At 39.3% G+C, this 15,663-nt stretch carries 12 protein-coding genes; 7 read left to right on the plus strand and 5 right to left on the minus strand.

Going from position 1 to position 15,663, the window contains the following annotated elements:
- Window positions 1–140: 140 nt before the first annotated feature.
- Window positions 141–2,219, minus strand: a complete 2,079-nt coding sequence (locus tag AACZ87_RS03570; protein WP_339864923.1) for an alpha/beta fold hydrolase — start codon at window positions 2,217–2,219, stop codon at window positions 141–143.
- Between the two features lie 207 nt (window positions 2,220–2,426).
- Here AACZ87_RS03570 and AACZ87_RS03575 point away from each other — a divergent pair, with 207 nt between their 5' ends.
- Both AACZ87_RS03575 and AACZ87_RS03580 read left to right on the plus strand, forming a co-directional pair.
- The gene (locus tag AACZ87_RS03575) at window positions 2,427–3,509 is read left to right on the plus strand and encodes a serine hydrolase domain-containing protein (RefSeq protein WP_339864925.1); all 1,083 of its coding nucleotides are present in this window, start codon (window positions 2,427–2,429) and stop codon (window positions 3,507–3,509) included.
- A 233-nt stretch (window positions 3,510–3,742) separates the two neighbouring features.
- Window positions 3,743–4,303, plus strand: coding sequence for a DUF664 domain-containing protein (locus AACZ87_RS03580; protein ID WP_339864927.1), 561 nt, complete (start codon window positions 3,743–3,745; stop codon window positions 4,301–4,303).
- A gap of 6 nt (window positions 4,304–4,309) precedes the next feature.
- Here AACZ87_RS03580 and AACZ87_RS03585 read toward each other — a convergent pair whose 3' ends face one another.
- The 4 genes from AACZ87_RS03585 to AACZ87_RS03600 form a co-directional block, all read right to left on the minus strand.
- Window positions 4,310–7,081: a carboxypeptidase-like regulatory domain-containing protein gene (locus AACZ87_RS03585; RefSeq protein ID WP_339864929.1), complete on the minus strand. Its 2,772-nt coding sequence runs from the start codon at window positions 7,079–7,081 to the stop codon at window positions 4,310–4,312.
- Window positions 7,082–7,315: 234 nt separating this feature from the next.
- On the minus strand, window positions 7,316–8,701 hold the full coding sequence (locus AACZ87_RS03590) for an arginine decarboxylase (protein WP_339864931.1): 1,386 nt from the start codon (window positions 8,699–8,701) through the stop codon (window positions 7,316–7,318).
- Window positions 8,702–8,819: 118 nt separating this feature from the next.
- Window positions 8,820–9,254: a hypothetical protein gene (locus tag AACZ87_RS03595; protein WP_339864933.1), complete on the minus strand. Its 435-nt coding sequence runs from the start codon at window positions 9,252–9,254 to the stop codon at window positions 8,820–8,822.
- A gap of 132 nt (window positions 9,255–9,386) precedes the next feature.
- Window positions 9,387–10,535: a methionine aminotransferase gene (locus tag AACZ87_RS03600; protein WP_339864935.1), complete on the minus strand. Its 1,149-nt coding sequence runs from the start codon at window positions 10,533–10,535 to the stop codon at window positions 9,387–9,389.
- A 326-nt stretch (window positions 10,536–10,861) separates the two neighbouring features.
- Here AACZ87_RS03600 and rocF point away from each other — a divergent pair, with 326 nt between their 5' ends.
- The 5 genes from rocF to AACZ87_RS03625 are packed head-to-tail and all read left to right on the plus strand — an operon-like array spanning window position 10,862 to window position 15,625.
- The gene (gene rocF / locus AACZ87_RS03605; RefSeq protein WP_339864937.1) at window positions 10,862–11,812 is read left to right on the plus strand and encodes an arginase; all 951 of its coding nucleotides are present in this window, start codon (window positions 10,862–10,864) and stop codon (window positions 11,810–11,812) included.
- Window positions 11,813–11,857: 45 nt separating this feature from the next.
- Window positions 11,858–12,259, plus strand: coding sequence for a GxxExxY protein (locus AACZ87_RS03610; RefSeq protein WP_339864939.1), 402 nt, complete (start codon window positions 11,858–11,860; stop codon window positions 12,257–12,259).
- A gap of 46 nt (window positions 12,260–12,305) precedes the next feature.
- A complete protein-coding gene (gene argS / locus AACZ87_RS03615; RefSeq protein WP_339864941.1) occupies window positions 12,306–14,096 on the plus strand; it encodes an arginine--tRNA ligase in 1,791 nt (596 codons plus the stop codon).
- 2 nt (window positions 14,097–14,098) lie between these two features.
- On the plus strand, window positions 14,099–14,686 hold the full coding sequence (locus AACZ87_RS03620) for a glutathione peroxidase (RefSeq protein ID WP_339864943.1): 588 nt from the start codon (window positions 14,099–14,101) through the stop codon (window positions 14,684–14,686).
- An 18-nt stretch (window positions 14,687–14,704) separates the two neighbouring features.
- Window positions 14,705–15,625, plus strand: a complete 921-nt coding sequence (locus tag AACZ87_RS03625; protein WP_339864945.1) for a 1,4-dihydroxy-2-naphthoate polyprenyltransferase — start codon at window positions 14,705–14,707, stop codon at window positions 15,623–15,625.
- Window positions 15,626–15,663 lie beyond the last annotated feature (38 nt).

Genomic DNA, 15,663 nt, shown 5'->3' on the forward strand with positions numbered 1-15,663 from the left:
GTGCTTCTGAATAGAACTTTTTCAAATATTTCAAAAAGAAAGTCACCTACCTCATTTCCTGAAACACAAGACGCCTAAAAAGCAAAAAACCACCTGCCGATCGCTCAGCAGGTGGTTTTTGTATGAAAATCTAAATAAGGTTAGCGAACTACTTTTTTGTAATCGGTCACCAAGTGCTTAATGAAAAATTCCATCATTCTGTCTCTGTTCAAAGCCGTGTGACCTCCATCGGGAGCTACTTGCACTTCTATGCTTTTACCAGCGTCTTGGAATGCTTTAATCAACATCAGGGAATTGGATGGATGAACATTATTATCAGCAGTTCCGAAGAAAACCAATAATTCTCCTTCCAGTTGATCCGCTTTATTCATCAAGCTGAATCTATTGTATCCTTCTTCGTTGTTGTCCAGCGTGCTCATGAAGCGCTCTGTGTAGATGTTGTCATATAACCTCCAGTCAGTCACCGAAGAATTGGCAACAGCAGCGTGAACTAGCTCAGGGAATCTAAGCAACATGGAAGCTGCGGTAGTTCCTCCATATGACGTCCCGTAAACTCCTACTCTATCCTTATCGAAATAAGATCTGTCATGAAGTGATTTGATGCCTTCGGCAAAATCATCCATCTCAACCAAACCGAGATTTCCGTATAACTGATCTAGTAATTCCTTACCTCTACCTTTTACATTTCTACCATCGATATTCAATACCAGAAAGCCATATTCTGTCAATGGATCCGGAAGTGTAAAGTTCTCGCGAAATGCATTTGTAGCTGGTCCACCGTAGTTACTTAAGATAACAGGATACTTTTTGCTAGGATCAAAATCAGATGGGAAGTGAATCATTCCATGTAATTCCGTCACACCGTCTTTAGAAGTAAAGGTGAATACCTCAACTTTTTTCAAGCCAAGCTCCTCAAATTTGCTCATGTCACTTTTCGCCAACTCAGCGACCACTTTACCTTTGGCATCCACCAAATTAGTGAATGGAGGGATGTCATGAGTTTGGGCTATATCCACAAAATATTTTCCGTCCGGAGAAATCGAGACTGAGTGATTTAGTGAAGGATCAGTCAATCTAGTATCTTTCTTACCATCCAATTGTACTCGGTGCAGCTGCATCAACATGTGATTGTCTCCACTACGAGCCATGTAATAAAGTAACTCAGCATCCTCATCCACTTTTACGATATTGGATACTTCAAAAGGATGAGTGGTAATCGCATTGACCAGTGTTCCATCAAAATTATACAAGTAGTAATTATTGAAACCTGATCTCTCGGAAGCCCATATAAAGTGCTCACCATCTTCCAAAACTTTCATTTCAGGAGAATTCTCCACAAAACTTGGAAGCCACTCTTCACGGATCACGGTTCTACTTTTACCAGTTTCCGGGTTCGCAGCGCGAAGCTCAAGGATATTCTGACGTCTATTGGTACTGTGGAAAAGCAATTCTTTACCATCAGGAGTCCAAGACAGATCATAAATGTAAGTTCCCAAATCTCCGTCGTCGTATGGCTTACCGTCTCTGATATCCAACTCGGTCATCTTTTTAGTAGCCACATCATAGACCATCAGATCTACTGGAAGATTTGGCTCGCCCACTTTAGGATAGGCTTCTATCTCAAGTGAATCATATAGACTCAATTGATTTAAAAGCACATAATATTTCTTCACATCTTTCTCTACAAATCTGTAGAAAGCAATTTTACTTCCGTCAGGAGACCACCACATAGCAGTGTTTTGGCCAAGCTCTTCCCCATAAACCCAAGTCGCGATACCGTATTTCACTTGGTTTTCCTCGTTACCATCTGTAGTGATAGCGATTTCATTGCTTCCATCAGCATTGCTAAGGTACATATTGCGGTCCTTGGTGAATGCTTTGTATTTGCCATCGGGAGACTCTGCTGAATCAAACTGACGCCCTCTGGCTGGACGGTTCCAGGCTCTTCGCTCAGGAGTTGGAATTTCTCCAACTTCCGTCGCTTTTTTTGTTTTTACAGAAAAGGACTGAAGTTTGCCATTTTCGGCATATTCAAACGATTTGCTGTCTTCAGCCCAAGTTACATTTAGGCTTCCAGGTTTTACTGCAGACCTCAATTGAGGGGCTATTTTTTGATATTGCTCATAGCCAGGCATACTCTTCAGCTTGTCCTGTGCCTGTGAAACTGAAATGGTTGTTGCTAAAGCCGCAGCCATTGTAAGGAAGAACTTATTCTTCATATACTATTCGGGTTAAGTTTATTCTAGTTGCGATGATACTATTTTTAGCTGTAAAAAGCAGGGATAAATACACGATAGGTTGCTAGGACTCATTAAATAGTACTTTTCACGCTAATGTCATTCAGGTAAAATCTGATTACTCGGCTCACAAAATTGTAACCAATAAGGAACATTATGCATCCTAAGGATAATCAACTGACTTTCATTATGAAGCCCTTTAATTCAGCATTTAAGCTATTCTTAGGAATATTTTTCCTCTTACAACTCAATTCTCCATCTGCATTTTCTCAATCACTAGAAGTTAAGATTGACTCTTTACTGGAAACCACTTTTACACCAGATGGTCCAGGAGCAGTTTTCTTGGTGGCAAAAGCTGGCGAACCTATTTATAGAAAAGCATTTGGGAAGGCAAACTTAGAACTCAATGTCTCCATGACTCCCGAAAATGTCTTCGAAATTGGTTCCATGACCAAGCAGTTTACTGCCATTTCTATTTTGATGCTACTGGAGCAAGGAAAGCTTCAGCTTGATGATGAAATCACGAAATTTATCCCAGACTACCCTACTCAAGGCAAAAGAATCACAGTCCATCATCTGTTAACTCACACATCTGGAATAAAAAGCTTCACGAGTATGAAGTCTTTAAGAGCTATCGAAAGGCAAGATCTTACACCAGCAGAATTGATTGATTTTTTCAAAAACGAACCCATGGATTTTGAGCCCGGAGAGGAGTTCAAATACAACAACTCAGGCTATGTGGTTTTGGGATATATCATCGAAAAGCTATCGGGAAAAACTTTTGCTGATTTTGTCCAAGACAATATTTTTCAAAAACTCGGAATGAATTCTTCCCAATACGCCAGCCATTCCCAGGTCATAGAAAACCGAGCCTATGGTTATCACCAAAAAGAAGAGTATGTAAATAAGAATTACATCAGTTTGAGTTTGCCTTATTCTTCCGGCTCGCTGATGTCCACCGTAGATGACATGCTCAAATGGAATGAAGTGCTCAAAAAGAATTCGCTTATCAAAGCAGAAACCAAGGCCAGCGCTTTTGAAAATCACACCTTGAACAACGGCGACAAGATCAATTACGGCTACGGCTGGCATATCAGCAATATAGCTAACTCCCCAAGTTTAGAGCATGGTGGAAGTATTTTCGGCTTCAAATCCATGGGAGTCTATTTACCCGAAGAAGATATTTATGTGATCGGATTGAGCAATTGCGACTGCAATTCGCCTACTACTTTGACTAGAGATATTGCTCAGCTAACCTTGGAGAATTTTTAGCTACCAGATTAATTTATATGTTCTATTGAGATCATCTCTGCAACAATCCCCTGATCCTTATGAATTGAATTTCCCTCCTCACAAAATCTCCATATATTGGATTTGTAAAGTAAAAAAACCTACTATAACCTTATTTATGGAATACAGAAAGTTAGGAATCACTGGTTTGGACCTTTCCATTCTAGGATTTCTCATTTAATAAGCATTTTGCTGACTCACAAACTTTTATCCTTATGAAAAAACTTTCTCTTTTATTCTCCTTGGTTTTGCTTAGCTCAACCTTGCTCTTTGCACAAAACACGATGAACCCTCCAAAAGGATACGATCATGATACAGGAATAATGGTTTCTATGCTAGAAAACCTTAGAGCAAGAATTATTCATAGTACCCAGGGACTCAATCAAGATCAGACAGATTTCCTCTTAGATGAGAAAGCCAACCGAATCGGAGCAATGATTATGCACTTGGCCGCTACGGAAGTTTACTACCAAACTTATACTTTTGAAGGCAGAGGATTTAATGAGGAAGAAAAAGAGAAATGGGAAACTGCTTTGAACCTAGGCGATGAGGCAAGAGCTGAATATGTAGGAAAACCAATCCAATATTACTTGGATATATGGGCGCAGGTTCGCCAAAAAACCCTGGAAACCCTTAAAGAGAAAGACGATAAATGGTTTGCGAAGCTTGCAAAAGGAGGTCAGACAGATAATCACTGGGCTTGGTTCCATGTGATGGAGCATCAGGCTAATCACATGGGACAAATCAACATGCTCAAAAGCAGATTGCCGGAATAAGTACTATTACTTCACCGCTATTTCAAATGTCTTTTCAAAGGCCATACCGTCCTTTGTAACTCCCTCAACCCTCAAATTCATCTGCTTGAGAGCTTGAGGGATTTTTACTTTAAAAGTGTAGATGCCTTTATCAGTTTCTCCATTTGCATCCCAAAACAGTGTAGGTTTGATTTCTAGTGCTTGATCGTTCTCATAGCTATCAGGAAAAGGTATCTCTCTGGAAAAGCCACGAATCTTAAACTGCTGAAATTCGGAAGAGTTAAATGCTGTTTGTTCCGTAGCTTCGAATCTGTGGCCTTTTTTAGTGGTAATCATAATTACCCCTCCAAATCCTGCCATTCCAAAAGAGGTGGCATTGAAAGTATATACTTTAATTGACTCCAATTCCGCTGGAATAAATGAGCTCATAATCGCATCAAACTGTTCATTATTCAAGAAAGGATACTGAGCTCCGTCGATTATTAACAGGGGATTTGAAGCGTTTAATCCAAAATTATAATTCCCAATACTTTTCCCTCCTCGCTTTAATCCTAAGTATCCAGCCAACGCTTCTGGTGAAATCGTCGCTAACCTATCTTCCCCAATCTCTCTATCAGGTGTTCCATAACCATAGTTCCTTTCTTCCATCGTTTCCATTATCGCATCCTCTTTCACAAATTCCTCCAGCAGCACATAATCCCCCGAAACATCAAATCTTAAATCATCTATTTTTCTCACATAGGTATCATAGCTGAGTTTAGGAATGGAGCCTTTAAAAGCGGGTTTGCTTTTTTCATTGAGGGTCACCGATCCATAATGTCTTTGCTTTGAATCCAAAGCTGCTATTGAAATCGTCGCCGTGTCCATAAAATACAATCCTGTGGCACGGAAATACCCCGAAGAATCAGTATTCACTATTCCGTAATCCGATAAATCATCTCTGACAATGGTGATGGGATTGATCACAGGATCACGCTTTTTGTCTTTGGTGAATTGGCCTTCTACAGTAATCCCAAACTCTATCTGATGGTTGCCAAGCGTTAGATTCCTTGGAGCATCTTTTTCATCCAGCCATTCTATTGCTTTTAAAATCGTAGTCTGATCCGGAACCGTCGAAACCAAGTCGGCATCTGTCAAAGAAATGGTAAACTGCACATCTGTCAATTCCTCCGTCTCATCCAGAAACGACAGTTGAAATTCCATTTCTTTTACAGGATCTCTATAAAATACAGTGTCTTTCAAATAGATAGTGAGGTCCCCAAAAAGATCAGGATTTGTAATTGCCACCGCTTGAACATTTTCTTCTTTATCCAAAATTGGAAGTGCTCTTAGAAAAATATCCCGTTCAGGATAATTGCGCATCCACTCAGTATATGCCCGAAGAAAGTAATCACCAGATTCAAGTTCTTTAGGTAAAACCAAAGCACCTGAAATCTTTCCATTCGCAATCGGAAAAGCTTGAGACTGAATCAACTCCAATTTTTCATTCATCAAGTCCACATATAATACTCTGCTCAAGGTATCTGACATGATTGGGTTTTGATAGAGCATTCGTCCTCCTAGCCAAACCGTCTCTTCAGGATAGTAATAAGGCTTATTGGTAGTGATGTAAGGCTTTTCCCTCAGATTATTCCACCGAGTAAACCTCAACTGTGTACTATCAACTTCTGCTAGGTATCTATATCTATCTAATCCTTCAGAAGGCATGTAGTCATGTGGCAAAAACCTTCCCATTCGCTGCCTACCCATATATCCGGACAATATTACTTGAGATGGGTTAACTGGAATTCCATTACGATCAATATCAAAGTAGCCTAAAGGAGCAGAAACCCAGCTAATTGGAGAATAAACATCAGAATAATAATCATTTACCCAGGATTTCCCTCCATAAATAATTTCGGCATCAAAAGGCCATATGACTCTATAATTCCCATTTTCTAAAGGAATCCGTTGAATAGAATCGGCAAACACCCGTTTTATGGATTGGTCAAGCTCTTCGGAAAACACATTTGTACGCACTCTAAAATGATTTACAGGAAGTAATTCAAAAATCTGGAAATCTTCTTCATACACCTTCGCCAACAAAACTGATTTTAACAGGTGTCTAATTGACCCCATATAACTACTTACCTGATTAATTTCCACTTTGGCTTGATCAACTGAATCAGTTAAATCCTGAGAATCAAAAAACACAAATCCAACGTAGCTAGACTGGTGGTGATAAAAACGATAATCCTTCAAATAATAAGTCACCTCGTAGCCTAAAGCATTGTTTACAATCTTCAATGGCTCCTGTGCAGTAGCGTGAACATAGTTAGGCCCATTTGCTTTTACAGTTTCAAAGTCCAGCACCCAAGGATTTTTAATATCAAGCTGAGAAGCAAAAGGGTCATCCGGTAATGCCAAAAACACTTCCTTAAATCGACGTAGATCACGTTCCCATTTTTTATCCCTTTTACTTTTTAACTGAACCTCTGTAAGCATAGATTCCAATGGTTCTAATTTAAAATTCACTGTGACAGAACCAGAAAGATTCAGTGTCTTAGTAGCAGTCTCGTACCCTACAAAAGATGCTACAAGCTCCACATTTCTTGGTAGGTTTCCTGCAATTCGATAATTACCCTCTTCATCTGTGGTACTTCCTAAGGTGGTATTATTGATGAAAATATTTGCAAAAGGCATAGCCTCTCCAGTTTTTGCATTTTTTACTGTTCCGGAAATTGTTTGAGAGTAGCTAGAAAAATGAATACAACCTATAGCAAGCAAAAAGCACAGTAATCTAGCTGCGAATGAAGTCATTAGGTTAAAATTGGGTTAGTCCACTAAGATAAAAGTTTTGGTCAAAAATCACATGGATACATTTTTGATTTTAGAGAAATAGGATATACCATATAAAAAATCTATCTGTTGTTATGCTACTTCTCCAGAAGCAGCTGAATCCAAAAAAAGTCCAGCTTCTGGAGAAGCAGGACAACTCGGGTTTTGAAAAATAGGCACAAAAAAACCGCTCTCTTTCGGGAGCGGTTTTAAATTTTAATATCCCAGAGTTTTTAACATACTCTCCTCAGTTTGGTCTTCTGCGAAAAGTCGATGGGTAACATTTCCGTCCTCATCTCTATCAATCAACACATGTTTAGGTGCAGGAATCAAACAATGTTGAATACCTCCATATCCTCCGAGCGATTCCTGATAAGCCCCTGTATGGAAGAAGCCTAAATACTGAACTTTCTTCTCCGGTTTTGGGAGGTAAATATTGAATTGGTGAGCTTCCGAATTATAATAATCCATGCTATCACAAGTCAAGCCACCGAGATTGATGTTATGATACTCAGCATCCCAGTTATTTACGGCTAACATGATGTATTTCTGGTTAAGACCCCAGCTATCAGGCAATTGCGTAATAAATGAGCCGTCTATCATATACCAAAGCTCCTTGTCATTTTGAAGCTTTTCCTCCAAAACAGAATAAAGCACTGCTCCACTCTCTCCTACTGTATAGCTTCCAAATTCCGTGAAAATATTAGGTTCGTCGGTGTTGTTTTTACCACACATCCACTTGATATTCTTCACGATTTGCTCCGCCATGTATTGGTAGTCATAGTCGAAAAAGACGTTCGTCTTGATCGGCCAACCGCCTCCAATATCCATGGAATCCAATGTTGGTGAGATCTTTTTCAAATCCACATATTTCTGGATAAAACGTGTCAATTCCGACCAGTAATACGCTGTATCTCTAATTCCGGAATTGATAAAGAAATGAAGCATTTTCAGGCTTACATTCGGATTATCCTTGATTTTATCTTCGTATAGTTTGATGATATCATTGTATCGCACACCTAATCTAGAAGTATAAAACCCAAACTTTGGCTCCTCATCTGCAGCGATTCTGATCCCCACCTGGAAAGGAACTTTCACATGCTCCAGGTAATAATCGATCTCTGTCAAATTATCCAAAACCGGCACGCAGTTTACAAAACCGTCATTCAATAACTCAGTAATGTATTGCTTGTAAAGCTCACGCTTGAAACCGTTACAAACGATAAACGTATTCTTAGTGATTTTTCCTTGGGCATAGAGACTTCTCACCAAAGGGATATCAAAAGTCGAGGAAGTCTCAATATGAATGTCATTTTTTAGCGCTTCATTCAGCACGAAGCTGAAATGAGAAGACTTGGTGCAATAGCAATAAGTATAATTACCCTTATAATCATGCTGCTCCATCGCATTCTTAAAATACGTCTTCGCATTCTGAATACTTTCAGAGATTTTGGGCAAATAAGAAAGTTTGAGCGGAGTACCATAGGTTTCTATGATCTCCATCATATTCACTCCATTGAAATGCAGTTCATTGTTTTCAACTTTAAATTCCTTAGTTGGAAAATCAAATGTCTGCTCAATCAGATCCTTGTATGTATTCATTTGCAAAAATAATTGGTGTTAAAGCCCTACAAAAATTGCTTTTTATCGGATGAATTCAAATGAAAAAGGGACAAATCCCTGAAGACTGTCCCTATTATTAATGAATCGTAATGATTTCTTAATTTACTGCTGAATCCATCATCGCATTTTGTAGCAAAAATTGTTCGGATTTAAATTGATTTCTGTTCACAATCACCTCTTTCAGTACTTTTTTGAATTTCACTTCATTTTGTAAATGCAAAATCAACTGTGAAAAGAAAAGAGACACCTCAATCTGGCTGGATAATGGATAGTGAAAATAAACCGATTTTTCAGAAGAAGAAAACCGCAAATTCAAACTAGCTGGCTTTCCTGCTTCACTTAAGCCCCTAAATAACGGGTATAAATACTCAAAATCCTGCTCAAACTTGCACATCCCTTGCATTACCATTCCAGCTTTTTGATTGAAAATCTTCACGATTTCCTTCTGATTAGCAGATACTTTAGAAAATCCATTGGCCAATACATTCACCTGTTCTATGGATGAAGGTTTTATTTGTGGTAATGCGCTCATTGTTTTGAGTTTTAGAATTAAACTATAAGCCAAATATAGAGGTGATTTTTATATTATCCTATATTCCCTATAATATTTATAGGGTTATTAAATAATGCTAATCTATTTATCCATAACAGATTGATTATTAGACTATAATTTAATTTCTTTAATTTTATCCAAAGCCAAAGAAAGATCTGAATTCTTCTTTGCGAAACAAAATCTAAGAATCTTGTGATCTTTCTTATTAGAGAAAAACACGGAGATAGGGATGCTCGCCACTCCTATTTCCTGGGTAAGGCGAACAGCCAAATCATAATCTGATTCTTTGGAAAGGTGTGCATAGGACACCATTTGGAAGAAGCTTCCTTGGGCTGGGGTAAACTTAAAAGGGCTCTCCTTAAGTCCTTGACAGAACAAATCCCGTTTCTGCTGGTAAAAATCTGGCAAACTCAAATACCGATTTGGATCAGCCAAGTAATCTGCCAAAGCATACTGTAATGAAGGAGCCAAGCTGAATGTCAAAAACTGATGAATTTTCCTGAATTCTGCTGTGAGTTGAGGTGGAGCGAAACAAAAACCAATCTTCCACCCCGTCACATGAAAAGTCTTCCCGAAAGAGCCACAGACAAAAGTTCTTTCCTTCAAAACTGGGTGAGTCAAAAGTGATAAATGCTTCCTCCCGTCAAACGTGATATGCTCATAAACTTCATCGCTAACAACTAAAATATCTCTGTCCTGAATCAAATCTGCTAAGGTGTCCAAATCCTCTTGTGTCCAAACGTAGCCACTTGGATTGTGCGGGGTGTTCACCATGATACAGCGTGTCTTATCTGAGATTGCTGATTTCACCTTTTCCCAATCCACACAAAAATCAGGCATTTCAAGCGAGACATAAACAGGAATTCCTCCGTTCAATGCTATAGCTGGGGCGTAAGAATCATAGGCTGGATCAAATAATATAACTTCATCTCCCCGCTTCACTACAGCCGTCACCGCCGCATAAAGTGCTTCAGTAGCTCCCGAAACAACGGTTACTTCATTTTCTGAATTCAAGTCAACATCATAGACCAACTTAGTTTTCTCAGCTATTCGCTCACGTAAAACAGGTATTCCACTCATGGGAGCATATTGATTGTGTCCAGCTCTCATGTATTTATCTACCAAATCAAGTAATCCAGAATCACAATCAAAGCCAGGGAAACCCTGAGAAAGATTAATAGCTCCACAATCACTTGCAAGCTTGGACATTACAGTAAAAATCGTGGTCCCTACGTTGGGAAGTTTAGATGAAATAGGCATAGTTCAAAACTATTGATTTTGAGGTAAAATCTTATAATTCGTCTTGATTTCCCGCCGATGTGCGCAACTAAATACCGCAGATTTACGCGGATTTAACTAATGGGAAATTAACACTTACTAGACTATCAGATCCGCAGAAATCTTCTACCCTTATCCCCGAGAATCTGCGGGAAAAACTAGAATCTAATAAATTGGCATTTCTATAATTTTAAAATTTGAACTTTGTCCAGTGTCAATTGAACTTTGATTATTGATCATTTAAAGGCATTTTTAACTACTTTTGCCTCGCTTTACCCAACCCAATATAACTTTAAATTCCCCTGAGAATGCGTGATATAAAACTAGTAGAAGTACGATCTGAGATAGCAGCAGGAACCCGTGGAGCAAGTATGGGGATTGATGCTTTGAAAATTGCCAGCTTGGATAAGAAGTCTGACTTCTTCACTCAGTTTGATCCTATCAACGTTCCTGACGCGAATAATTACCTATGGAAAGGCAACAATTTTCCCCATGCTAAATACATCGATGGAGTTTATCAGGTATTGAAAAATGTCTATTCCACCATCGAATCACTACGGATGGAAAAGAAATTTCCTATCGTTTTGGCGGGAGATCACAGCACTGCGGCAGGCACTATCATGGGTATCAAAGCTGCTGACCCGGACAAGCGTTTAGGAGTGATTTGGATAGATGCGCATGCAGATTTACACACACCATTCACCACTCCTTCCGGAAATATGCATGGAATGCCCTTGGCGATGGTTTCTCAGTTGGACAACATGGATTGTCAGGTGAATGAACCCTCAGAAGAGACTTTGGCTCTCTGGAAACGAATCAAGGCTATCGGCGGTGAATCTCCAAAAATTGATCCCAAGGATATCGTATTCATCACGGTACGCGATACCGAAGCACCGGAAGATCATCTGATCAAAAATTACGGAATCAAAAATTTCAGTACTCAGGAAGTCCGTTCAAAGGGGATTGATCAAATCTCTGCTGAAGCGTTGGAAACGCTGAAAGATTGCGATCAAATCTATATTTCCTTTGATGTGGATAGTTTGGATAGCTCCATCTCTGTGGGTACTGGTACTCCCGTTCCAGATGGCTTGACTGTACAGGAAGCGATAGAACTTAATGTCAAACTGATTCAGGATAAGCGAGTATGCTGCTGGGAGATCGTAGAAGTGAATCCTACCCTTGACTCGGAGAATCTGATGGCCGAAAACGCTTTCGAAGTTCTCGAAGCAACAGTAAAGTCTTTGGTAGATAATTTTTAAGTTTATTAACCGCAAAGAGCACAAAGTGACACAAAGATGGAGCTAATGAAAGATCTGAATGAAGACGAACTATCAAACATTGTACTAGGTGCGGCAATTGATGTTCATACCCAGCTTGGTCCAGGTTTGCTCGAAAATGTTTACAAAAAAGTTTTAGCAATAAAACTGCAAAACTTAGGTTTGCATGTGGAAGTGGAAAAGAATATGCCAATTTTGATTGACGGAATTTCAATTGACCTAGGGTATAAAATCGACTTATTGATTGAAGACAAACTGGTTATTGAGTTAAAATCAGTCAAAGAAATCTCTGACGTTCACGTAGCCCAAACTATTAATTACTTAAAAATGGGAAAGTACAAGTTAGGGTTGATCATAAACTTTAATGTTTCAAAATTAAAATACGGTATCAAAAGAGTAATCAACACTAAAGGCCCAAGACCTTTTTAAATAATACCTTTGCGAACCTTCGTGCTCTTTGTGGCTCAAAAAAAACATGAACATACAAGCATCAATACATAACGGCATACAGCTTGCCTTTCAGAATATCTTCAATCACGATCTACCAATAGATCAGATCAGCCTCGCTCCTACACGGAAGGAATTTGAAGGAACTTACACTTTTGTGGTTTTTCCTTACCTGAAAGTTTCCAAAGCAACCCCAGAAGCTACAGCTAATCTAATCGGTGAATACCTGAAAGTAAACGTGGCTGAAGTTGCTGGTTTCAATGTTGTTAAAGGTTTTCTGAACCTAGAACTCAATAACCTAATCTGGGTGGATGTTTTCCAAAGGCTATTTGCCAACGAAAACATAGGCCAACTTCCTGCAAACGGTCAAAAGGTGATGGTGGAATATTCTTCGCCAAATACCAACAAACCACTCCATCTCGGTCACCTCAGAAATAACTTTTTGGGATTTTCGGTCGCAAACATCCTGGAGGCAAATGGGTACGAAGTCATAAAAGCCAATTTGGTAAATGACCGAGGAATTCACATTTGTAAGTCGATGGTGGCATACCAGCATTTCGGGAATGGAGAAACTCCTGAGTCTTCCGGATTGAAAGGTGATCATCTAGCTGGAAAATATTATGTGATCTTTGACCAGAAATACAAAGAGCAAATTGCTGAACTGAAGGAGAAAGGTCAATCTGAAGATGAGGCAAAAAAGAACGCTCCTCTATTCCTTGAAGCTCAGGAAATGCTTCGCAAGTGGGAGGCTAATGACGAGGAAGTTGTCTCACTTTGGAAGCAAATGAATACCTGGGTTTACGCTGGTTTTGAAAAGACCTACAAACGTATGGGAGTCAGCTTTGACAAGTATTACTACGAATCTGATACGTACCTTCTAGGAAAAGACATAGTTACCGAAGGGTTAGAAAAAGGAGTATTTTTCAAAAAAGAAAATGGCTCGGTTTGGGTGGATTTAACTGATGAGGGACTGGACGAAAAACTGGTTCTTCGCGGTGATGGAACCTCTGTTTACATCACTCAAGATATGGGTACAGCTGATTTGAAGTACGATGATTTTGGAATAAGCAAGTCAGTATATGTAGTTGGTAATGAGCAAGATTACCACTTTGATGTTTTGTTTAAGATTATGCGTAAACTAGGCCGTCCATATGGAGAAGGACTTTACCATTTATCATACGGCATGGTAGATTTGCCAACAGGTAAAATGAAGTCCCGAGAGGGAACCGTAGTAGATGCTGATGACTTGATGCAAGAGATGGTGGACACTGCCGCTCAGCACACCAAAGAACTTGGTAAAATTGACGGCTTCAATGAGGAACAGGCAGCTGAACTCTATGAAACTCTAGGAATGGGTGCTTTGAAATACTTCTTGCTAAAAGTGGATCCTAAAAAACGAATGTTGTTCAACCCGCAGGAATCCATTGAATTCCAAGGAAATACCGGGCCATTTATCCAATACTCCCATGCACGAATCGCTTCTATTTTGAGAAAAGCGGAACAGATAGGTGTAGACTTCAAAAACGCTGATTTCTCTAAGATTTCGAAAATCGAGGAATCAGAATCCAGTTTGATTTATTTATTGAATGATTTCGAAAAGAAAATATCTCAAGCCGGATTGGATTATTCCCCCGCAATTTTAGCACAATACCTTTTCGATTTAGCGAAGGAATACAATAGATTCTATGCGGATCTTCCTATATTTCTTGAAAATGATCCTATAATCCTTGCTTTCCGGGTGGCACTTTCTGCACACACTGCCAAAACACTCAAGAAAGGAATGCAACTACTTGGAATCGCTGTACCAGAACGAATGTAATTATGAAGAAGTTATTATTTCTAGGATGCCTTGTATTACTTGTGGGTGCTTATACCATTAGTAAGGCACATATTTCAAAGGCAAAATCGCCCTCATTATCCGAAGAAACTATGGCACCATCATTCTATGAATTCACCATGAAAGATCTAAATGGTGAGGTAGTTGATTTTAGCTCCTTCAAGGGAAAGAAAGTGATGGTAGTCAATGTCGCTTCCAAATGCGGATATACGCCGCAATACGAAGAATTGCAGAAACTTTATGCAGAGCACAGCGACAAAATCGTGATTTTAGGCTTCCCAGCTAACAATTTTGGCGGTCAGGAGCCTGGATCAAATGAAGAAATCAAATCTTTCTGCTCTGAAAACTACGGTGTGACATTTCCAATGTTTGAGAAAGTTTCTGTAAAAGGATACGACAAGCACCCTATCTACAGATGGCTTTCAGATGCTAAGCAGAATGGCTGGAACAACGAAGAACCTAGCTGGAATTTTTGCAAATACATTCTAAATGAAGAAGGCGAGCTTATCAACTATTTCCCTTCCAAAGTATCGCCATTGGATCAGGAAATACTAGATCTTATAAATGCCTAATAGAAGATTTCGAACTGAGTGAAACAAGCTATTCAAACAAAAAAAGAAGCCTGGCTGCATGCGGTCAGGCTTCGTACATTACCACTAGCCCTAGCAAGTATCTTTGCAGGTTCTTTTTTGGCAGTATACAAAGAGGTTTTTCGTTGGGAAATCTTATTACTCGCTTCTTTGACTACCATCTCTTTGCAGATCCTGTCAAATCTTTCCAACGACTATGGAGATACCGTTCATGGGGCTGATCATCAGGATCGCCAAGGCCCGATGAGAGCAGTACAATCTGGTTTGATTACTTTACCTGAAATGAAAAAAGCCATGTATCTCTTTGGGGCTTTGGCATTGATTTCAGGTCTGCTTTTGCTCTATTTTGCTGTTCAGGATTGGGTGCTTTTCGGGATATTTTTGGGATTAGGATTGGCCGCCATCTGGGCAGCTATTTCTTACACTTCAGGAAATAATCCCTACGGATATGCAGGATTGGGAGATATTTCGGTGTTTATATTCTTTGGTTTGCTCGGTGTTTTTGGCACCTTTTTCCTCCATAGTTTGACATGGGATGATTCCATCATTTGGATCGGGATTGCTTTGGGATTATTCAGCACAGCTGTGTTAAACATCAATAACATCCGTGATATTGAGTCAGACACCACTGCTGGTAAAAAATCTATTCCTGTGAGAATAGGAAGAAAAGCTGCAAATATTTACAATTGGTTCTTGATTTTAGGGGGCAATTATTGCCTGTTGATATTTGCCTTTGTCACCAAAGAGTGGACTACTTTATTGGCGTTAGCGCTTTTCCCGCTAATGATCCGCATTGGCATAAGTGTACAGAAAGGAAAGAATTCAGAAGCGATTGATCCCAATCTCAAAAAAATGGCACTCAGCACCTTGGTTTGGGTGATATTATTCGGAATTGGTTTAGTTTTTTTAGGAAAAAGCTGATAAAAGTCCTTTTCTATTCTTTTAAATAAGGCTAATTT

Origin of the sequence: uncultured Algoriphagus sp., assembly GCF_963974365.1 — a bacterium.
Classification (GTDB): Bacteria; Bacteroidota; Bacteroidia; order Cytophagales; family Cyclobacteriaceae; genus Algoriphagus.